This is a genomic window from Streptomyces pactum, from assembly GCF_002005225.1.
In the GTDB taxonomy this organism is placed as follows: Bacteria; Actinomycetota; Actinomycetes; order Streptomycetales; family Streptomycetaceae; genus Streptomyces; species Streptomyces pactum_A.
This window is the reverse complement of record NZ_CP019724.1, coordinates 5557547-5578245: the sequence shown is the minus strand read 5'-3', so window position 1 is coordinate 5578245 and position 20699 is coordinate 5557547. Positions and strand designations below refer to the sequence as shown.

Annotated in this window: 16 protein-coding genes; 9 read left to right on the top strand and 7 right to left on the bottom strand. The window is 71.7% G+C overall.

Annotation, left to right across the window (positions count from 1 at the left end; translation table 11 throughout):
• Window positions 1–207: 207 nt before the first annotated feature.
• On the top strand, window positions 208–1068 hold the full coding sequence (locus B1H29_RS23810; protein ID WP_055417000.1) for a hypothetical protein: 861 nt from the start codon (window positions 208–210) through the stop codon (window positions 1066–1068).
• Window positions 1069–1148: 80 nt separating this feature from the next.
• On the opposite strand, the gene mmsA is transcribed toward B1H29_RS23810, so the two are convergent.
• Window positions 1149–2651, bottom strand: a complete 1503-nt coding sequence (gene mmsA / locus B1H29_RS23805; RefSeq protein WP_055417001.1) for a CoA-acylating methylmalonate-semialdehyde dehydrogenase — start codon at window positions 2649–2651, stop codon at window positions 1149–1151.
• Between the two features lie 825 nt (window positions 2652–3476).
• Here mmsA and B1H29_RS23795 point away from each other — a divergent pair.
• The gene (locus B1H29_RS23795) at window positions 3477–3677 is read left to right on the top strand and encodes a hypothetical protein (protein WP_055417002.1); all 201 of its coding nucleotides are present in this window, start codon (window positions 3477–3479) and stop codon (window positions 3675–3677) included.
• Window positions 3678–3751: 74 nt separating this feature from the next.
• Window positions 3752–4414, top strand: a complete 663-nt coding sequence (locus tag B1H29_RS23790) for a GNAT family N-acetyltransferase (protein WP_079160420.1) — start codon at window positions 3752–3754, stop codon at window positions 4412–4414.
• On the opposite strand, the gene B1H29_RS23785 is transcribed toward B1H29_RS23790, so the two are convergent.
• Window positions 4401–5438, bottom strand: coding sequence for a zinc-dependent alcohol dehydrogenase family protein (locus B1H29_RS23785; RefSeq protein ID WP_055417003.1), 1038 nt, complete (start codon window positions 5436–5438; stop codon window positions 4401–4403). The genes B1H29_RS23790 and B1H29_RS23785 overlap by 14 nt on opposite strands.
• A gap of 167 nt (window positions 5439–5605) precedes the next feature.
• Here B1H29_RS23785 and B1H29_RS23780 point away from each other — a divergent pair, with 167 nt between their 5' ends.
• Together B1H29_RS23780 and B1H29_RS23775 are read left to right on the top strand one after the other, a co-directional pair.
• Window positions 5606–5845 carry a heavy-metal-associated domain-containing protein gene (locus B1H29_RS23780; protein ID WP_055417004.1) on the top strand — a complete coding sequence of 80 codons (240 nt, stop codon included), beginning with the start codon at window positions 5606–5608 and terminating at the stop codon, window positions 5843–5845.
• 95 nt (window positions 5846–5940) lie between these two features.
• Complete coding sequence (locus B1H29_RS23775) at window positions 5941–8217, top strand: heavy metal translocating P-type ATPase (protein ID WP_055417005.1); 2277 nt, start codon at window positions 5941–5943, stop codon at window positions 8215–8217.
• 659 nt (window positions 8218–8876) lie between these two features.
• On the opposite strand, the gene B1H29_RS23770 is transcribed toward B1H29_RS23775, so the two are convergent.
• The 5 genes from B1H29_RS23770 to B1H29_RS23750 form a co-directional block, all read right to left on the bottom strand.
• Window positions 8877–10166: a citrate synthase gene (locus B1H29_RS23770; RefSeq protein WP_055417006.1), complete on the bottom strand. Its 1290-nt coding sequence runs from the start codon at window positions 10164–10166 to the stop codon at window positions 8877–8879.
• A 242-nt stretch (window positions 10167–10408) separates the two neighbouring features.
• On the bottom strand, window positions 10409–12661 hold the full coding sequence (gene recD2 / locus B1H29_RS23765; protein ID WP_055417007.1) for an SF1B family DNA helicase RecD2: 2253 nt from the start codon (window positions 12659–12661) through the stop codon (window positions 10409–10411).
• A gap of 251 nt (window positions 12662–12912) precedes the next feature.
• Window positions 12913–13143 (bottom strand): helix-turn-helix domain-containing protein, encoded by a 231-nt coding sequence (locus B1H29_RS23760; protein ID WP_055417008.1) that lies wholly within the window; start codon window positions 13141–13143, stop codon window positions 12913–12915.
• Window positions 13144–13223: 80 nt separating this feature from the next.
• Window positions 13224–13841, bottom strand: coding sequence for a TOPRIM nucleotidyl transferase/hydrolase domain-containing protein (locus B1H29_RS23755; RefSeq protein ID WP_055417009.1), 618 nt, complete (start codon window positions 13839–13841; stop codon window positions 13224–13226).
• Window positions 13842–14245: 404 nt separating this feature from the next.
• On the bottom strand, window positions 14246–15196 hold the full coding sequence (locus B1H29_RS23750) for an RNA polymerase sigma-70 factor (RefSeq protein ID WP_055417735.1): 951 nt from the start codon (window positions 15194–15196) through the stop codon (window positions 14246–14248).
• A gap of 177 nt (window positions 15197–15373) precedes the next feature.
• Between B1H29_RS23750 and B1H29_RS23745 the strand changes: the two genes are divergently transcribed.
• The 4 genes from B1H29_RS23745 (at window position 15374) to B1H29_RS23730 (ending at window position 20696) form a co-directional block, all read left to right on the top strand.
• Window positions 15374–15859, top strand: coding sequence for a carboxymuconolactone decarboxylase family protein (locus B1H29_RS23745; RefSeq protein WP_055417010.1), 486 nt, complete (start codon window positions 15374–15376; stop codon window positions 15857–15859).
• 241 nt (window positions 15860–16100) lie between these two features.
• Window positions 16101–17213, top strand: a complete 1113-nt coding sequence (locus B1H29_RS23740; protein WP_055417011.1) for a LacI family DNA-binding transcriptional regulator — start codon at window positions 16101–16103, stop codon at window positions 17211–17213.
• Window positions 17210–18754, top strand: a complete 1545-nt coding sequence (locus tag B1H29_RS23735; protein ID WP_055417012.1) for a sugar ABC transporter ATP-binding protein — start codon at window positions 17210–17212, stop codon at window positions 18752–18754. Before B1H29_RS23740 ends, B1H29_RS23735 begins: the two co-directional genes overlap by 4 nt.
• Window positions 18744–20696, top strand: a complete 1953-nt coding sequence (locus B1H29_RS23730; protein WP_055417013.1) for an ABC transporter permease/substrate-binding protein — start codon at window positions 18744–18746, stop codon at window positions 20694–20696. Before B1H29_RS23735 ends, B1H29_RS23730 begins: the two co-directional genes overlap by 11 nt.
• Window positions 20697–20699: the final 3 nt, after the last annotated feature.

The window sequence follows — 20699 nt, the reverse complement described above, 5'->3', positions numbered from 1 at the left end:
TACCTACGGAATTCGTCGCCGCAGGGCGGATTCACGCTGGAAAACAGCGTCAGCCGCCCATCCACAGAGGCTTCTTGAGGCGTACGGGAACCGTAGGGAACGAGGCGAGAAAACCTTCCGCCGTCCGGTATCCGGACCCTGTCGGTGGGGCCCGGTAGAGTCCTGGGCACAGGTGAAACACAGGAACACGGCAACGGGTGGGGACTCATGAAGCTGACATACACCGCCGCCTGGGTGGGGCTGACGGCGGCCGCGATGGTCGCGGCGACCGCGTGCGGCTCGGAGGGCGCCAAGACCGCCGCCGAGACCGCCGACCAGGCGGCCGACAAGGCCGTGGGCAAAGCGGACACGATCATGGCGGCGCTCTCGCGGGCCACCGACCGGACCGAGGAGGTGGGCTCCGCCGAGGTCAGGACGACGACCGACCTGGGCACCGGTGAGCCGATCGCCATGGACGGCACGTACTCCTGGGGCGACGGCTACGCCCTCGACGTCAAGATGGACGCCGAGGCCGCCCAGATGCAGGAGCTCACGGACTCTCCGACCGTGCGCACCCTGTTCGTGGACGGCGCCTACTACTACGACATCGACCCCCAGCCCGCCGGCCCGCTCGCGGGCAAGGAGTGGATGAAGATCGACGGGTCGGCCGTGTTCGGCGAGTCGGGTGCCGCCGCGATGAGCGGGGGCGGCGGCGGTGGCAGCCCGGCGGACTCCATGAAGGGCCTCAAGTACGCGAGCGACGTCGAGGACCTCGGCAAGGAGACCGTCAACGGCAAGTCCACGACCCACTACCGGGCCGTGCTCGACCAGGAGGACATGGGCAAGTTCAAGGAGGCCTTCAGCGGCGCCGACAGCCTGCTCAACTCGGCCACCGGCAGCTCGATCACCATGGACATCTGGGTGGGCGACAAGGACCTGCCGGTGCGCCTGAAGCAGGAGTTCGGCGCCATGGAGGTCACCATGGACTTCGACAAGTTCGGCGCCACCAAGGAGATCGTGGCCCCGCCGGCCGAGCAGACCGGCGACCTCACGGAGGAAGTCAAGAACTCCGGCGTGCAGCAGGGCTGAGCCCTCGTACGACGGAGCCCCCGCCCCCCCACCCGGTGCGGTGGGGGGACGGGGGCTCCGCGCGTGTTGGCGGCAGCGCCTCAGTGGTTGCGCGGGAAGCCCAGGTCCACGCCCGCCGGGGCGTCGGCCGGATCGGGCCAGCGGGTGGTGACGACCTTGCCGCGGGTGTAGAAGTGCGTGCCGTCGTTGCCGTAGATGTGGTGGTCGCCGAAGAGCGAGTCCTTCCAGCCGCCGAAGGAGTGGTAGCCGACGGGGACCGGGATCGGCACGTTCACGCCGACCATGCCGGCCTCGACCTCGAGTTGGAAGCGGCGGGCCGCACCGCCGTCCCGGGTGAAGATCGCGGTGCCGTTGCCGAAGGGGGAGGCGTTGATCAGCGCCACGCCCTCCTCGTAGGTCTCGGCGCGCAGCACGCACAGTACCGGGCCGAAGATCTCGTCCCGGTAGGCCTTCGCCGTGACCGGCACCCGGTCCAGCAGGGAGATGCCGATCCAGTGGCCGTCCTCGTGGCCGTCGACCGTGTACCCGGTGCCGTCCAGGACGACCTCGCAGCCCTCGGCAGCCGCGCCCTCGACGTAGGACGCCACCTTGTCCCGGTGTGCCTTGGTGATCAGCGGGCCCATCTCGGAGGTCGGGTCGCCGCCGGGGCCGATCTTGATCTTCTCGGCACGCTCGCGGATCTTCTCCACCAGTTCGTCGCCGACGGCGCCGACGGCGACGACCGCGGAGATCGCCATGCAGCGCTCGCCGGCCGAGCCGTAGGCCGCGGAGACGGCAGCGTCGGCCGCCGCGTCGAGGTCGGCGTCCGGGAGGACCAGCATGTGGTTCTTGGCGCCGCCGAGGGCCTGGACGCGCTTGCCGTTGGCGGAGGCGGTGGTGTGGATGTAGCGGGCGATCGGGGTCGAGCCGACGAACGAGACCGCCTTGACGTCCGGGTGCTCCAGGAGCCGGTCCACGGCCACCTTGTCGCCGTGCACGACGTTGAAGACGCCGTCCGGCAGTCCTGCCTCGGCGAGCAGCTCGGCGATCTTCACGGCCGCCGACGGGTCCTTCTCGCTCGGCTTGAGCACGAAGGTGTTGCCGCAGGCGATGGCGAGGGGGAACATCCACAGCGGCACCATCGCCGGGAAGTTGAACGGCGTGATGCCGGCGACCACACCGAGCGGCTGCCGGATCGAGGCCACGTCGACGCGGGTGGCGACCTCGGTGGACAGCTCGCCCTTGAGCTGCACGTTGATGCCGCAGGCCAGGTCGACGATCTCCAGGCCGCGCGCGACCTCACCGAGGGCGTCGGAGTGCACCTTGCCGTGCTCGGCGGTGATCAGCTCGGCGATCTCGTCGCGGTGCGCGTCCAGCAGCGCCCGGAACTTGAAGAGGACCGAGGTGCGCTGCGCCAGCGAGGACTGACCCCAGGCCAGGTACGCCTCCTTGGCGGCGGCGACCGCGGCGTCCACCTCGTCCACGGAGGCGAAGGCGACCTTCGTGGTGATCGCGCCGGTCGCCGGGTTCGTCACCGGCCCGTACGTGCCCGACGCGCCTTCGGCGGTCTTGCCGCCGATCCAGTGGTTGACGATGTTCGTCATGACCGAGAACTCCTTCACAGATGGCGGCGACGGATGGAGACGTGCCGTTGGTCCAGCTCACGGACCGTGACCGGCGACGATCGGGTCGCGGTGACGGCCATGAGTCCATCCCAGCAGCCGGGCGCTCCACACGCGCCCGACACTGTGTCTGCGGTTTGGGCGTCCGCGTAGACACGTGGGGCAGTGTCGGCGGCCCGCCCGGCGACGGGACGCGGGAACCTCCGGCGCGGGGCCGGTGCGAGCGGGGAGTCGGCGCTCGGACTTCGCTCCTGCCAGGGCGAAGCGGCCTTCCCGCGCCGGAGGCGTCTGGTGGGGGAACCGGCGGTGGCGGGAGCGGACCGCCGCGGCCACCCGGCGATCGGGTCGTGCGCCATCGCGTTCCCCTTCGTGCCCGTCGTTGCGTGCCCGTCGTTGCGTACCCGCCGTTGTGTACCCGCCGTTGTGTCTCCCCCGGTTTCTAGCCCCGCGCGCGCGGCCTGTCAATGGTTTGTCCGGACATTCGGACGACATGGCGGCCCGTACGGCGGACGGCATGCTCCGGCTGGCGGTACACCCGGCCGCCCGGGACTCCCCCGGCCGCCGAAGTCAACGCGCCGCGCCCGGACTCGGGCGTGGGTCTGTGCGGCACTCGTGTCACAAAGACGCGCTTCCTGTCACGTCTGTCACGCGCACACGGGTCTTCCGTCACACGCGGGAACGACCCCTGACCGCTCGCACTCCACGTCGTTCACCCGGCACAGGCTTGGTGATCGCCAGCGCAGCACCCGGCTCCCCCCGGCGGCCGTCCCCGGTCGCCGCCGCGGTGCGCGCGGGGAGGTGCGACTTGTGACCGACCGAAGGCTCTGGTCCTACAAGGACATCGCGGCCCACATCCGGGTGCAGCCGGACACCGTGCGGTCGTACCGCAAGCACGGGCTGCTGCCCCTGCCCGACCACGTGGAGGGCGGAAAACCGTACTGGTACGCCGACACGGTCCGGGCCTGGGTGGCGTCCCGGCCACGCAACCGCGACCGGCGGCACGACTGAAGGGCGGCCGCCGCCCCCTCCTCAGTACGAAAACCATTCCGTGCCCCGCGGTCACGTGGGGCACGCTCTCGTCCATGGACTTCTCCGTGAAACCCGTTCTGACCGGCGACAGAACCGTACTGCGGCCGTTCACCGAGGCCGACGCCGAGCGCATGTGGGAGATCGTCAACGACCCCGAGGTCCGGCGCTTCACCGGCTCGCCGGGGCGCGAGCTCACCCCCAAGCTGCTGCGTGCCTGGTACGGCTCCCGAGGCGCGCAGTCCGACCGGCTCGACCTGGCCGTCACCGATCCCGCCGACGGCGAACTCCTCGGCGAGGTGGTGCTGCACGACTGGGACCCGGAGAACCGGTCCTGCACCTTCCGCACGCTGATCGGCGCGCGGGGCCGCGGCCGGGGCATCGGCACCGAGGCGACCCGGCTGATCGTGGGGTACGGCTTCGACGAGGTCGGTCTGCACCGCGTCCAGTTGGACGCCTACGGCTACAACCACCGGGCCCTGCGGGTCTACGAGAAGGCCGGGTTCGTGGTGGAGGGCGTCCGGCGTGCGGTGGAGTGGCGCGACGGGGCGTGGGTGGACGAGGTGCTGATGGCCGTCCTCGACCACGAGTGGGCCGCCCACCGCGGGCACCCGCAGACCGCCGGCACCCACCGCGGGCACGCGCAGACCGCCGACATCCACCTCGGGCACACGCAGACCGCCGGCACCCGCCCCGGGGCCGGCGTCACGGCTCGATGACCGTCACCCCCGCGCCCGGCGCCGTCCCCATGGCGGCCAGGGCGGCCGGGACCGCGTCCAGCCCGATCGTGGACGTCACCAGCAGGTCGGGACGGAGCGCCCCGGTGCGGACCAGCTCCAGCATCGGCGCGTAGGTGTGCGCGGCCATCCCGTGGCTGCCGAGGAGTTCCAGCTCCAGGGCGACGGCGCGGGCCATCGGCACCGGCGTGGTGCCGTCCGACGAGGGCAGCAGGCCCACCTGGACGTGCCGGCCGCGGCGGCGCAGGCCGTTCACGGACGCGGCGCAGGTGACGGGCGAGCCGAGGGCGTCGAGGGAGAGGTGGGCGCCGCCGCCGGTGAGGTCGCGGACCGCCGCGGCCGTGTCCGGCGTCCGGGTCGCGTCCACGCACTCCGCCGCGCCGAACGCGCGCGCCAGTTCCAGCGCCCGGGGCGACACGTCCACGGCGACGACCCGCGCGCCCGAGGCCGCCGCGATCATCACCGCCGACAGGCCGACGCCGCCGCACCCGTGCACCGCGACCCACTCCCCCGCCGCGAGGCGCCCCTGCTGCGCCACGGCCCGGAACGCCGTGGCGAAACGGCAGCCCAGCGAGGCGGCCGTCGCGTACGTCATGTCCTCGGGTACGGCGACGAGGTTGACGTCGGCGTGGTCGAGCGCGACGTACCGGGCGAAGGAACCCCAGTGGGTGAAGCCGGGCTGGGTCTGCCGCTCGCACACCTGCTGGTCGCCCGCCGCACACGCCCCGCAGCTCCCGCAGGCGCAGACGAAGGGCACGGTCACCCGGTCGCCGGGCCGCCACCCGGCCACCCGGTCGCCGGCCGCCTCGACGACTCCGGCCAGTTCGTGCCCCGGTACGTGCGGCAGCGTGATGTCCGGGTCGTGGCCCTGCCAGCCGTGCCAGTCACTGCGGCACAGCCCGGTGGCCTCGACGCGGACCACGACCCCGTGCGGCGCGGGCTCCGGGTCGGCCACCTCCCGTACCTCGGCGGGCTCCCCGAACCGCTCGAACACGACCGCGCGCATCCGTCACCCCCACTTCCGCCCCGGTCCGTACCGGCGCTCCCGCTTCCCGTCACACTTCTCACGGCAGGCTATGCGGGACTCATACCCCCTAGGGGTACAGTGGGGGGTGAGTGGTCCACGCAGGATCACGGGTACCCGCCATGAACGCCCCGACGAGGAGTAACGACATGACCGCCCAGACCGATACCCAGGGCTCCGTCACCACCGTCTACAAGGTGAGCGGAATGAGCTGTGGACACTGTGAGGGCGCCGTCTCCGGCGAGATCTCCGAGATCGCGGGCGTCGGCTCGGTGCGGGCCGTCGCCTCGAGCGGCGAGGTCACCGTCGTCTCCGAGGCGCCCCTGGACGACGAGGCCGTACGCGCCGCCGTGGACGAGGCGGGCTACGAGCTGGTCGGCCGGGCCTGAGCCACCGCGGCCCAGCGGCCACAGCGCCCACGCAGCACCCACTGCCCCTCCGACCGGGCCGCGCGCGGTCCGGTCGGCCTCCTGGAGTCCGGACCATGACCAGCACCACCGCGTCCAAGCCCACCGCGTCGAGCACCACCCCCTCCGACACCGCGCCCGAGACCGCCGAGGTCGAGCTGCTCATCGGCGGCATGACCTGCGCCTCCTGCGCGGCCCGCGTGGAGAAGAAGCTCAACCGCATGGACGGCGTCACCGCCACGGTGAACTACGCGACGGAGAAGGCCCGGATCACCCATCCGGTGACCACCGGGGTCGCCGATCTGATCGCCACCGTCGTCAGGACCGGGTACACCGCCGAGGAGCCCGCGCCGCCGCCGGAGCCGGCCGCCGGCACGGAGGAACCCCGGGCGGAGGACGCCGACCCCGAGCTGACGGCTCTGCGTCAACGCCTCGTCGTCTCCGTCCTCCTCGCCGCCCCCGTCGTGCTGCTCGCGATGGTCCCGGCGCTCCAGTTCGACAACTGGCAGTGGCTCTCGCTGACCCTGGCCGCACCCGTCGTCGTCTGGGGCGGCCTCCCCTTCCACCGCGCCGCCTGGACGAACCTCAGGCACGGCGCGGCCACCATGGACACGCTGGTCTCGCTCGGCACCCTCGCGGCGTTCGGCTGGTCGCTGTGGGCGCTGTTCTTCGGGGACGCGGGCATGCCGGGCATGCGGCACGGCTTCGACCTCACCGTCTCCCGTACGGACGGGGCCTCGGCGATCTACCTGGAGGCCGCCGCCGGAGTCACCGCCTTCCTCCTGCTCGGCCGCTGGCTGGAGGCCCGCTCCAAGCGCCGCGCCGGCGCCGCGCTGCGGGCGCTGATGGAACTGGGCGCCAGGGACGTCGCGGTGGTGCGGGACGGCCGGGAGGTGCGGATACCGGTGGCCGGGCTGACGGTCGGCGACCGGTTCGTCGTACGGCCCGGCGAGAAGGTCGCCACCGACGGCACGGTGGTCGAGGGCGCCTCGGCCGTGGACGCCTCGATGCTGACCGGCGAGTCCGTGCCGGTGGACGTGGGCGTCGGCGACACCGTCACCGGCGCCACGGTCAACGCCGGCGGCCGGCTGGTCGTCGAGGCCACCCGGGTCGGCGCCGACACGCAGCTCGCCCGGATGGCGCGACTGGTCGAGGACGCGCAGAGCGGCAAGGCCGAGGTGCAGCGCCTCGCCGACCGGATCTCCGGCGTCTTCGTGCCCGTCGTGCTGCTGATCGCGGTCGCGACCTTCGGCGGGTGGCTGGGCGCCACCGGTGACACCGTCGCCGCGTTCACCGCCGCCGTCGCCGTACTGATCATCGCCTGCCCGTGCGCGCTGGGCCTGGCCACGCCGACCGCGCTGATGGTCGGCACGGGCCGCGGCGCCCAGCTCGGCATCCTCATCAAGGGCCCCGAGGTCCTGGAGTCCACGCGGCGCGTGGACACGGTCGTGCTGGACAAGACCGGCACCGTCACCACCGGCCGCATGACCCTGCACGAGGTGTACGCCGCCGAGGGCACCGACGCGGAGGAACTGCTGCGGCTCGCGGGCGCCGTCGAGCACGCCTCCGAGCACCCCGTGGCCCGCGCGATCGCGGCCGGTGCCGGGGAACGGGTCGGCACGCTGCCCGGCGTCGAGGGATTCACCAACGTTCCCGGGCGTGGCGTACGCGGGCGCGTGGAGGGCCGCGAGGTGGCCGTGGGGCGCCTCTACGACGCCCTGCCGCCCGAGGTGTCCCGCGCCGCGGACGAGGCCGGGAGGGGCGGCCGTACCGCCGTCGTGGTCGGGTGGGACGGGACGGCGCGCGGGGTCGTCACCGTGGCCGACACGGTCAAGGAGACCAGCGCCGAGGCGGTGGCCGAGCTGCGCCGGCTGGGCCTCACCCCCGTGCTGCTGACCGGCGACAACCGGCGCGTGGCCGAGTCGGTCGCGAAGACCGTCGGCATCGACGAGGTGATCGCCGAGGTGCTGCCCGAGGACAAGGTCGCCGTGGTGGAGCGGCTGCGGGCCGGCGGCCGTGCGGTCGCCATGGTCGGGGACGGCGTCAACGACGCCGCCGCGCTCGCCACCGCCGATCTGGGTCTGGCGATGGGCACGGGCACCGACGCGGCGATCGAGGCGGGCGACCTGACGCTGGTGCGCGGGGACCTGCGGGTGGCCGCGGACGCGATCCGGCTGTCCCGGCGCACCCTCTCCACGATCAAGGGCAATCTCGTGTGGGCCTTCGGCTACAACGTGGCCGCGCTGCCGCTGGCCGCCGCGGGGATGCTGAACCCGATGATCGCGGGGGCGGCGATGGCCTTCTCCTCGGTGTTCGTGGTCACCAACAGCCTCAGGCTGCGGGCCTTTCGCTGAGCCCGCGTTTCACGCAGGTCGGGGGGCGGTGCCTCTGGAGTCCAGCACTCACCTCACATAAGCTCTTCACAAGGCTCGCGCATCTTCCTTACGCTTGGGTCCCGTTCGACGTATCGGGGCCCTTGCGCACCTAAGGGACATATGCAAGAGACGCAGATCACAGTGATGCGAACGTAACCATCGAAGGGGTTCGAAGGTCTAAGTTGGCGATGTCAGGCAGCGTCTTGGGGGGCGCCACCTGGCATCTGGGGATGTCTTGGGGGACTTTCCCAGAGCTGCGTTGCCGGGACACGTACACCGGGAAGCTTTGAGCGGCCCTCCCGGGCGTGCGCTGTCCCGGCAGACCGCACGACAGGCGGGACACGCACAACAGGCGTGACAGGCATGACAGGCACGGCGGGTGCTCCCCGTTGTGCCCAGTACAGCGATTCAGGCGCTGTCCTCACAGACGCCCGGCCGGATCCCGTGGGGGGAATCCGTACCGGGACATGGGAAGGCGCCCTGGTTCGTCGGCCCGTGGGGGGACCGGCGCCAGGGCGCCTTCTGCTGTCCGCGGCGCCCTCGCCCGCGGCCCGCGCCCGCCTCCGGGCACGGAAAAGTCCCGTACCACTCGGGGCGGCACGGGACTCCTCTGGCGCGCTGCGGGGGTGCCTGGCGGCTCAGCGCTCCTCTACGGGCACGAAGTCGCGCTCGACGACGCCCGTGTAGATCTGGCGCGGGCGGCCGATGCGGGAGCCCGGCTCCTTGATCATCTCGTGCCACTGGGCGATCCAGCCCGGCAGCCGGCCGAGGGCGAACAGGACCGTGAACATCTCGGTCGGGAAGCCCATGGCCCGGTAGATCAGGCCGGTGTAGAAGTCCACGTTCGGGTAGAGGCTGCGCGAGACGAAGTAGTCGTCGGAGAGCGCGTGCTCCTCCAGCTTCAGGGCGATGTCCAGCAGCTCGTCGGACTTGCCGAGGGCGGAGAGCACATCGTGCGCGGCGGCCTTGATGATCTTGGCGCGCGGGTCGAAGTTCTTGTAGACCCGGTGGCCGAAGCCCATCAGGCGGACGCCGTCCTCCTTGTTCTTCACCTTGCGGATGAAGGAGTCGACGTCACCGCCGGAGTCGCGGATGCCCTCCAGCATCTCCAGCACCGACTGGTTGGCGCCGCCGTGCAGCGGGCCCCACAGCGCGTTGATGCCGGCGGAGATCGAGGCGAACATGTTCGCCTGCGAGGAGCCGACCAGGCGGACCGTGGAGGTCGAGCAGTTCTGCTCGTGGTCCGCGTGCAGGATCAGCAGCTTGTCCAGGGCGGCGACGACCGTCGGGTCGAGGTCGTACTCCTGCGCCGGGACCGAGAACGTCATGCGCAGGAAGTTCTCGACGTAGCCGAGGTCGTTGCGCGGGTAGACGAACGGGTGGCCGATCGACTTCTTGTACGCGTAGGCCGCGATCGTCGGAAGCTTCGCGAGCAGCCGGATCGTGGAGAGGTTGCGCTGGCGCTCGTCGAACGGGTTGTGGCTGTCCTGGTAGAACGTCGACAGCGCCGAGACGACCGACGACAGCATGGCCATCGGGTGGGCGTCGCGCGGGAAGCCCTTGTAGAAGTTCTTGACGTCCTCGTGCAGCAGGGTGTGCTGCGTGATCTCGTTCTTGAACGCGGTGAGCTCGTCGACCGTCGGCAGCTCGCCGTTGATCAGCAGGTAGGCGACCTCCACGAAGGAGGAGCGCTCGGCCAACTGCTCGATCGGGTAGCCGCGGTACCGGAGGATGCCCGCCTCGCCGTCCAGATACGTAATGGCGGATTTGTAGGCGGCGGTGTTGCCGTAACCGCTGTCCAGCGTCACCAGACCGGTCTGGGCGCGGAGCTTCCCGATGTCGAAGCCCTTGTCGCCGACGGTGCTGTCGATCACCGGGTAGGTGTACTCGCCGTCGCCGTACCGCAGTACTACAGAGTTGTCGCTCACGTCTTCCCTCACCGACGTAGTGCCTCATCTTCGAGGTGCCCTGACTGTCTCTACCATCCCCCACTTGGCTCAGGAGAGTGCACTCGGGGTCGACCATCGGGCCTATTGGCGGCACTCAGTGCCGCCAACTTGCTCATCCTGCCCCCTCTCCCTCCCATCCGGAAGTGCTCTGTGACCTTTGCGACTCGTTTGATCGATCATTTTTTTCACACGGGTCAAGAGGTTTACCGGGAGGTTGCGGATCAGGAACCCGCCAGCCGGAAGTCGAGCGCCGTGCAGCGCCGACCTGCCGAGACCGTGCGCACCGCCTGTCCGATCGCCTTGCGGGAGCCGACGAGGACGACCAGTTGCTTGGCCCGGGTGACCGCCGTGTACAGCAGGTTCCGCTGGAGCATCATCCAGGCGCCGGTCGTCACGGGGATCACCACCGCCGGGTACTCGCTGCCCTGGGAGCGGTGGATGGTCACCGCGTAGGCGTGGGCCAGTTCGTCCAGTTCGTCGAATTCGTACGGAACCTCCTCGTCCTCGTCCGTCAGCACGGTGAGGCGCTGGTCCACCGGGTCGAGCGAGGTGACCACGCCGACGGTGCCGTTGAAGACGCCGTTCTCACCCTTCTCGTAATTGTTGCGAATCTGGGTGACCTTGTCGCCGACCCGGAAGACCCGGCCGCCGAACCGCTTCTCCGGCACGTCCGGGCGTCCCGGGGTGACGGCCTGCTGGAGCAGCCCGTTCAGCGCGCCGGCGCCGGCGGGTCCCCGGTGCATGGGGGCGAGCACCTGCACGTCCCGGCGCGGGTCGAGTCCGAACTTCGCGGGGATGCGCCGGGCGGCGACGTCCACCGTGAGCCGCCCCGCCTCCTCGGTCTCGTCCTCGACGAAGAGGAAGAAGTCCTTCATGCCGTCGGTGAGCGGGTGCTGACCGGCGTTGATCCGGTGCGCGTTCGTCACGACCCCCGACTCCTGGGCCTGCCGGAAGACCCGGGTGAGGCGGACGGCGGGGACGGGGCTGCCGGGGGCCAGCAGGTCTCTCAGCACCTCCCCCGCGCCGACGCTGGGCAACTGGTCGACGTCCCCGACGAAGAGCAGGTGGGCGCCCGGGGGAACGGCCTTGACCAGCTTGTTGGCGAGGAGCAGATCGAGCATGGAGGCCTCGTCGACCACGACGAGGTCGGCGTCGAGCGGCCGGTCCCGGTCGTAGGCGGCGTCGCCGCCGGGCTTGAGCTCCAGCAGGCGGTGGACCGTGGAGGCCTCGGCACCGGTCAGCTCGGCGAGGCGCTTGGCGGCCCGCCCGGTCGGCGCGGCGAGCACCACCTTCGCCTTCTTCGCGCGGGCCAGCTCGACGATGGACCTGACGGTGAACGACTTGCCGCAGCCCGGCCCGCCGGTGAGGACGGCGACCTTCTCGGTGAGCGCGAGCCTGACCGCGGCTTCCTGCTCGGGGGCGAGGTCGGCGCCGGTGCGGGTCTTGAGCCAGCCCAGCGCCTTGTCCCACGGCGCGTCCCCGAAGGCCGGCATCCGGTCCTCGTCGGTACGCAGGAGCCGCCGCAGTTGCGCGGAGAGCGCCAGCTCGGCGCGGTGGAAGGGGACCAGGTAGACGGCGGTGACGGGGTCGCCGCCCTGCGGGTCGGGGACCTTCTCGCGTACGACGCCGGGGTCCTCGCCCTCCTCCGGCTCGGCGGCCAGCTCGCCGAGGCACTCGATGACCAGCCCGGTGTCCACCTGGAGCAGCTTCACCGCGTCGGCGATCAGCTTCTCCTCGGGGAGGTAGCAGTGCCCCTGGTCGGTGGCCTGCGACAACGCGTACTGCAGACCCGCCTTCACCCGGTCCGGGCTGTCGTGCGGGATGCCGACGGACTGGGCGATCTTGTCGGCGGTGAGGAAGCCGATGCCCCAGACGTCGGACGCCAGCCGGTAGGGCTGGTTCTTCACGACGGAGATCGAGGCGTCGCCGTACTTCTTGTAGATGCGCACGGCGATGGAGGTGGACACCTCGACGGTCTGGAGGAAGAGCATGACCTCCTTGATCGCCTTCTGCTCGTCCCACGCGTCGGCGATCTTCTTCGTCCGCTTGGGGCCGAGGCCGGGGACCTCGATGAGCCGCTTGGGCTCCTCCTCGATGACGGTCAGGGTGTCGATGCCGAAGTGCTGCGTGATGCGGTCGGCGAAGATCGGACCGATGCCCTTGACCAGACCGGAGCCGAGGTAGCGCCGGATGCCCTGGACCGTGGCGGGCAGCACGGTCGTGTAGTTCTCGACGTGGAACTGCTTGCCGTACTGGGGGTGGGACCCCCAGCGGCCCTCCATCCGCAGGGACTCCCCCACCTGGGCACCCAGCAGCGCGCCGACGACGGTCAGCAGGTCACCGGCGCCCCTGCCGGTGTCGACGCGGGCGACCGTGTAGCCGTTCTCCTCGTTGGCGTACGTGATGCGCTCCAGGACGCCTTCGAGGACGGCGAGGCGGCGTTCACCGGGGGCCGCCGCGGGCTGGTTGGACATGATCCGACGGTACCGGTGGGGACTGACAGGGGGTGGCCGGGACCGGCTTCTCGGTACGCACGGGGCGTGGACCGATTCCGGAGGAGCGACGGCGTGCGTCACACCATGGGCCCGCAACACGATGACACTCACCGGCCAACTGTTGACCAGGCGCCCATATGAGCGGGCCGCGCACAACTCCGGGCCAACTGCTCACGTCGGGACCGGAGGGGCCGCGCACCGCCCGCGGTCGGCGGGGAGGCGTGGGTCCCTCAGCCGTTGAGCAGCCGCCAGGTGGTGAGGGCGAGTCCGGCCCGGATCAGGGCGGTGGGGTCGGTGAGTTCGAGGCCCAGGACTCTGCCCATCCGGTCGATTCTGCGGGCCACGCTGCTGTGGTGCAGGTGGAGAAGGTCGGCGGCCCGACGCAGGAAGCCGGTCGCGCAGTAGACGTCCAGCGTCTCCAGGTCCTCCGGGTGGCCGGCGAGCCGGGCGATCGCGGCCACGTCGGGGTTGGCGCGTGCGAGGTGCTCGGGCCCGCCCCCACCCGGCGGTGGCGCCGAGTAGCCGACGGCACCCCGAGCGTTCAGAGCCCGGCGAACAGCCCCGCGAGGGGGGCGGGGGTGCGGTCGGGGTCGAGGGCCTCGACGAGGACCCGGCCGTAGTGGATCTTGCGGCCCTTCTTGGTGCCGAAGAAGCGGCGTAGTTGCTGCTGGGCGGTGCGGTCGCGCTGGGCCGGCTGGCGCAGGAAGGTCTGGAGCGGGCGCAGGTCGCCCTCCGCCTCGACGAGTTCCGTCACCCGGGTCACGCCCAGCGCGCGGATGAGTTCGTCCTCCAGGTCGGCCGCGCAGACGAAGAGATCGTGCGGTGCGGCTCGCGCCCGCTCCAGGGCACGGACGTAGTAGCCCCGCTCCCGCTCGTCGCACAGTCCCGTGAGGCGGAGGTCCAGACCGGACGGCCCGAGGAGGGCGGCGAAGCGGCCGACGCTCATCGCGCCGCCCATCGGCAGGACGCAGATCCCCTCCGCCGCCGGGTCCCGGCCGTGCCGCGCGGCCAGCGCGTCGACCGCCGCCGCGTCGCTCGGCCCTTCGAGGAGGACGGCCGTGCGGACGGACAGCCGCCCGGCCAGCTCGCGTGCCGGGCCGCCGGGCGCACCGGCGGCCCACGCGGTGACCGCGTCCCGGAACGACCCCATGTCCGCCATGGGACGAGTCTGAGCCCTTCGCGGCCACAGCGGTAGGGATTTCCGCGCGGGCCCACGCGTCGGGGGCTACACGTCAGGACCCACGCGTCGAGGGCACACACGTCAAGGGCCCCATGTGGAGGGCCACACGTCAAGGGCCCACGCGTCGGGGCCCACACGTCAAGGACCCATACATAGGGGCCCACGCGTCAAGGCCCCCACGTCGAGGGTCATGCGTCGAGGCCCACAAGTCGAGGGCCACACGTCCAGGCCGCGTGCACGCGCCGACCCGCCAGTCGAGCCCGGCGGTACCGCCCGCGAGATGGTCCGGCACGGCCGGCCCTCGTCTCCGGCCTCAAAACGCTGCTGGAGACCGGCGACGCACTCCCGCCCACCAGTAGGGGACCGCCGGGGCGGCGCCCCGCTCAACGGCGCAGTGCCGTCTCCCGGCGCATGTGCGACAGCTTCTCGGGATTGCGGACGGCGTAGAGGCCGGTGATGCGGCCGTCGTCGAAACGCACCGCCACCACGGTGTCCAGCTCGCCGTCGAGCCGGAGGGTCAGGGCCGGGTAGCCGTTGACCTGGACCGGCCCCATCGACACCGTGGCGCTCTGCTTGAGCAGTCCGCCGACCAGGAAGCGGGCCACCTTGCCGGCCCCCGTGACGGGCCGCAGGACGGCCTGTTTGATGCCGCCTCCGTCGCCGAGCAGCACGACGTCCGGGGAGAGGATGTCGAGCAGGCCCTGCAGGTCACCCGTCTCCACCGCCCGCTGGAATGCCGCGAGCGCCTGCCTGGACTCGGTCGCCGAGACCACCCCGCGCGGCCGGCGTGCCGCGACGTGGGCGCGGGCCCGGTGCGCGATCTGCCGGACGGCGGCCGGGCTCTTCTCCACGGCCTCGGCGATCTCGTCGTAGCCGAGGTCGAACACCTCGCGCAGCACGAACACCGCCCGCTCGGTCGGCGTCAGCGTCTCCAGGACCAGCATCATCGCCATCGACACACTGTCGGCCAGCTCGACGTCCTCGGCCACGTCGGGAGTGGTGAGAAGCGGCTCGGGCAGCCAGGAGCCGACGTAGGACTCCTTGCGGCGGCCGAGCGTACGCAGCCGGTTCAGTGCCTGGCGGGTGGTGATCCGGACCAGGTACGCGCGCCGGTCGCGCACCGTGCCGAGGTCGACGTCAGCCCACCGCAGCCAGGTCTCCTGCAGGACGTCCTCGGCGTCGGCGGCCGAGCCGAGCAGCTCGTAGGCGACGGTGAAGAGCAGGTTGCGGTGGGCGACGAAGGCCTCGGTGGCGGGGTCCGTGCCGTCACCGCCGGCGGCGACGGCACGCCGGGTCGTGCCGTCCTGTGCGCGTGGGCTGGTCTCGCTGGTCACCGGCTTCTCCCGTTGCTCGACTCCGACGGTCTCCCGCGCACAGGACACCGGTCGCCGCCGGTCCGTGACACCCGGCGGCAGTGGCCCAGGTCACACCGCTCTCCCGTCACAGCGACCGGGCCGTCGGCATCTTGTGTTCGTCAGTGAGGCACCGAACACGAGGACGAGGACGAGGCCATGGACACCCGATTCAACCTGTTCGAGAACGAGATCGGCAGCAGGTTCGCCAAGCGATTCGCGGGCACCGCCATGGTGATCCACGGGTCGTCGCTGCCCAAGTCCACGCAGGAACTGATGTCGCTGCGCGCCAGCCAGATCAACGGCTGCGGCCACTGCGTCGACATGCACGTCAAGGAGGCCGCGGCCGCCGGTGAGAGCGCGGTCCGGCTCCATCTGGTCGCCGCCTGGCGCGAGTCCACGGTGTTCACCGAGGCCGAGCGGGCCGCGCTGGCGCTCGCCGAGGAGGGCACCCGGCTCGCCGACGCCCATCAGGGCGTGCCCGACGAGACGTGGGCGCGGGTGCGCAAGCACTACGACGACGACCAGATCGCCGCGCTGGTCTGCCTGGTCGCCCTGATCAACGCGGCCAACCGGCTGGCCGTGATCACGCACCAGCCGGGAGGCTCGTACGAGGCGGGGATGTTCGCCGCCGCGGTGGACTGACCCCCGGAACACTCCCCAAGGCGCCCGGCGGGCGACCGCTCTCCGGAAACGTGAAGCGTGAACACTTCGGGCCGGGGTGTTCACGCTTCGCGTCCCCCGCGCCCGGCCCCGGCCCGGCCCACTCCCTCCGGCCCACCCGGGTCACGATTACGTTTCGACGCCCTCGAACCCTCTTGCCAGCCACCCGTGTAATCGATTCCAATCCTCCCTGTAATCGATTCCACAAGGAGGTGGAACGGCGATGGCGAGTATCAAGGACGTCGCCGTCGAGGCGGGCGTCTCCGTCGCGACGGTCTCGCGCGTCCTCAACGGCCACCCGTCCGTCAGCCCGGGCGCCCGCACCCGCGTGCTGGCCGCCGTCGAGACGCTGGGCTACCGCCCGAACGCCGTCGCCCGGTCGCTGCGCACCGACCAGACCCGCACCCTCGGCCTGGTCATCAGCGACGTCATGAACCCGTACTTCACCGAGCTGGCCCGTTCCGTCGAGGAGGAGGCCCGCGCGCTCGGTTACAGCGTCATCATCGGCAACGCCGACGAGCGGCCCGACCTCCAGGACCACCACGTCACGACGCTGCTGGACCGGCGTATCGACGGGCTCCTCGTCTCCCCCACCGACGGCGGCTCGCCCAGGATGCTGGACGCCGCGCGGGCCGGCACGCCGATGGTCTTCGTCGACCGGTGGATCCCGGGCGTGGACGTGCCCGTGGTCCGGTCGGACGGGCGGGGCGCCGTCCGGGACCTCGTCGCCCACCTGTACGCCCTCGGCCACCGCCGGCTCGCCATCATCGCCGGGCCCGCCGCCACCACGACCGGACGCGAGCGCGTCGACGCCTTCCGCGAGGCGCTCGGCGCGTACGGGCTCCCCCTTCCCGACGCCTACATCGGCCAGGGCGACTTCCAGGCCGAGAGCGGACGCCGGGTCACCGAGGGCTTCCTCGACCTGCCCGAGCCGCCCGAGGTCGTCTTCGCCGCCGACAACCTGATGGCGCTCGGCGCGCTGGACGCCGTACGCGCGCGCGGGCTGCGCGTCCCCGAGGACATCGCGCTCGCCGCGTTCGACGACATCCGCTGGTTCGTGCACACCGATCCGCCCGTCACCGCGATCGCCCAGCCCACGGGCGACCTCGGCCGGGCCGCCGTGCGCGCGCTGGTCGACAGCATCGAGGGCCGGCCCGGCGAGTCCGTCACCCTTCCGGCGCGGCTCGTCGTGCGCCGGTCCTGCGGTGAGCCGGCTCCCCGGCACACCCCGTCGCCGTCGCCGTCGCCGTCGCCCCCGTCCCCGTCCCCGTCGCCGTCGCCGTCGCCGTCATCGCCACCCCCGTCCCCGTCCCCCGTACGAAGGAGTACGCCGTGAGCAGCCGCAGTCCGGACGAGTTGCTGCGCATCGAGGGCATCCGCAAGACCTTCCCCGGCGTGGTCGCGCTCGACAGCGTCGACTTCGACCTGCGCCAGGGTGAGGTGCACGTGCTCCTCGGTGAGAACGGCGCGGGCAAGAGCACCCTCATCAAGATGCTCTCCGGCGCCTACACGCCCGACGCCGGGCGGATCCTGGCCGGTGGTCAGGAGGTGCGCATCCACGGTGCGCAGGACTCCGAGCGCCTCGGGATCGCCACCATCTACCAGGAGTTCAACCTCGTTCCCGATCTGACGGTCGCCGAGAACATCTTCCTGGGACGCCAGCCCCGCCGCCTGGGGATGATCGACCGGAAGAAGATGGACGCCGACGCCGAGGTGCTGCTGAAGCGGGTCGGCGTGAACGTGTCGCCGCGGGCCCGGGTGCGTGAACTCGGTATCGCGCGGCTCCAGATGGTCGAGATCGCCAAGGCGCTCAGCCTGAACGCGCGTGTCCTCATCATGGACGAGCCCACCGCCGTGCTCACCTCCGAGGAGGTCGACAAGCTGTTCGCCATCGTGCGGCGGCTGCGCGAGGACGGTGTCGGGATCGTCTTCATCACCCACCACCTGGAGGAGATCGCCGCCCTCGGCGACCGGGTCACCGTCATCCGGGACGGACGCAGCGTAGGGCAGGTGCCCGCCGCCACGCCCGAGGACGAGCTGGTGCGGCTGATGGTCGGGCGGTCGATCGAGCAGCAGTACCCGCGTGAACGCGCCGACGCCGGTGCGGCGTTGCTCGAGGTCGAGGGGCTGACGCGGGACGGCGTCTTCCACGACGTCGGCTTCGAGGTGCGCGCCGGTGAGGTCGTCGGCATCGCCGGGCTGGTCGGCGCCGGGCGGACCGAGGTCGTCCGGGCCGTGTTCGGCGCCGACCCGTACGACGCGGGGACCGTGCACGTCGCGGGCGACCGGCTCCGCCGCCACGACGTGAACGCCGCGATGGCGGCCGGGATCGGGCTGGTGCCCGAGGACCGGAAGGGCCAGGGCCTCGTCCTGGACGCCTCCGTCGAGGAGAACCTGGGGCTGGTCACCCTCCGGTCCACGTCCCGCGCGGGGCTCGTCGACCTGGGGGGCCAGCACCGGGCGGCCGAGCGGATCGCGGGTCAGCTCGGCGTGCGGATGGCCGGTCTCGGCCAGCACGTGCGCACGCTGTCCGGCGGCAACCAGCAGAAGGTCGTCATCGGCAAGTGGCTGCTGGCGAACACCAAGGTGCTGATCCTCGACGAGCCGACGCGCGGCATCGACGTCGGCGCCAAGGTCGAGATCTACCAGCTCATCAACGAACTCACCGCGGCCGGCGCCGCCGTGCTCATGATCTCCAGCGACCTGCCCGAGGTGCTCGGCATGAGCGACCGGGTGGTGGTCATGGCGCAGGGGCGCGTCGCGGGCGAACTCACCGCCGAAGAGGCGACCCAGGACGCCGTGATGGCACTCGCCGTCAGCACGCCGCACGGCAACACCCCCCACCGCAACGGAACGGAGGCCTCCGGTGGCCACTGACACGCTCAAGAGCAAGCCGGGCGCGCAGGGCGGCACGGGCGGCCTGCGCCGCCTGCTGCTCGACAACGGCGCGCTGACCGCGCTGATCGTCCTCGTCATCGCCATGTCGGCGCTGTCCGGGGACTTCCTGACCGCCGACAACCTGCTGAACGTCGGCGTCCAGGCCGCCGTCACCGCGATCCTCGCCTTCGGCGTCACCTTCGTCATCGTCTCGGCCGGCATCGACCTGTCGGTCGGCTCGGTCGCCGCACTGTCGGCCACCGTGCTGGCGTGGAGCGCGACCGAGGCCGGGATGCCGGTCGTGCTCGCGGTGCTGCTGTCCGTCGCGACGGGCATCGGGTGCGGCCTGGTGAACGGCTTCCTCATCTCGTACGGGAAGCTGCCGCCGTTCATCGCGACGCTCGCCATGCTGTCGGTGGGGCGCGGTCTGTCGCTGGTCATCTCGCAGGGTTCGCCGATCGCCTTCCCGGACTCGGTCTCGCACCTCGGTGACACCCTCGGCGGGTGGCTGCCGGTGCCGGTGCTCGTGATGATCGTGATGGGGCTGATCACGGCGTTCGTCCTCGGGCGGACCTACATCGGCCGCTCCATGTACGCCATCGGCGGCAACGAGGAGGCCGCGCGCCTGTCCGGCCTGCGGGTGAAGCGGCAGAAGCTCGCCATCTACGCCTTCTCCGGGCTGTTCGCCGCCGCCGCGGGCATCGTGCTCGCCTCCCGGCTCTCCTCCGCGCAGCCGCAGGCCGCGCAGGGCTACGAACTGGACGCCATCGCCGCCGTCGTCATCGGCGGTGCCTCGCTCGCGGGCGGCACCGGCAAGGCGTCGGGCACGCTCATCGGCGCGCTGATCCTCGCGGTGCTGCGCAACGGCCTCAACCTGCTGTCGGTCTCCGCGTTCTGGCAGCAGGTCGTCATCGGTGTCGTCATCGCGCTGGCGGTGCTGCTCGACACGCTGCGGCGCAAGGCGGGCGCGACCACGCCGGCGGCCGGGGCCGGCGGGGGCGGCAAGGGCAAGCAGGCACTGACGTACGTCATCGCGGCCGTCGTGGCGGTGGCGGTCGTCGGCGCGACCTCGCTGCTGCACAACGACTCCTCGGCCGGGAAGACGCGGAAGGTCGGTCTGTCCCTGTCGACGCTGAACAACCCGTTCTTCGTGCAGATCAGGGCCGGAGCGGAGGAGCAGGCGGAGAAGCTGGGCGTGGACCTGACGGTCACCGACGCGCAGAACGACGCCTCGCAGCAGGCCAACCAGTTGCAGAACTTCGTCAGCGGGGGCCTGTCCTCGATCATCGTCAACCCGGTGGACTCCGACGCGGCCGGTCCCGCCGTGCGCGGCGCGAACAAGGACGGCATCCCCGTCATCGCCGTGGACCGCGGCGTCAACGACGCGAAGACGGCGGCGCTGGTCGCCTCCGACAACGTCGAGGGCGGTGAGCTGGGCGCCAAGGCGCTCGCCGAGAAGCTCGGCGGCAAGGGCACGATCGTCATCCTCCAGGGCCAGGCCGGCACCTCCGCCAGCCGGGAGCGCGGGGCGGGCTTCGCGGCCGGTCTGAAGGAGTACCCGGGCATCAAGGTCGTCGCCAAGCAGCCCGCGGACTTCGACCGCACCAAGGGCCTGGACGTGATGACCAACCTGCTCCAGGCGCACCCCGACATCGACGGCGTCTTCGCGGAGAACGACGAGATGGCGCTCGGCGCGATCAAGGCGCTGGGTTCCAAGGCCGGCAAGTCGGTCCAGGTCGTCGGCTTCGACGGCACCCCGGACGGGCTGAAGGCGGTGCGGGAGGGCACGTTGTTCGCCTCCGTGGCGCAGCAGCCGAAGGAACTGGGCAGGATCGCCGTTCAGAACGCGCTGCGCGCTGCCGACGGCAAGAAGGTGGACACAATGGTGAAGGTGCCGGTGAAGGTGGTCACCAAGGAGAACGTGGCCGGCTTCGAGGGCTGACCC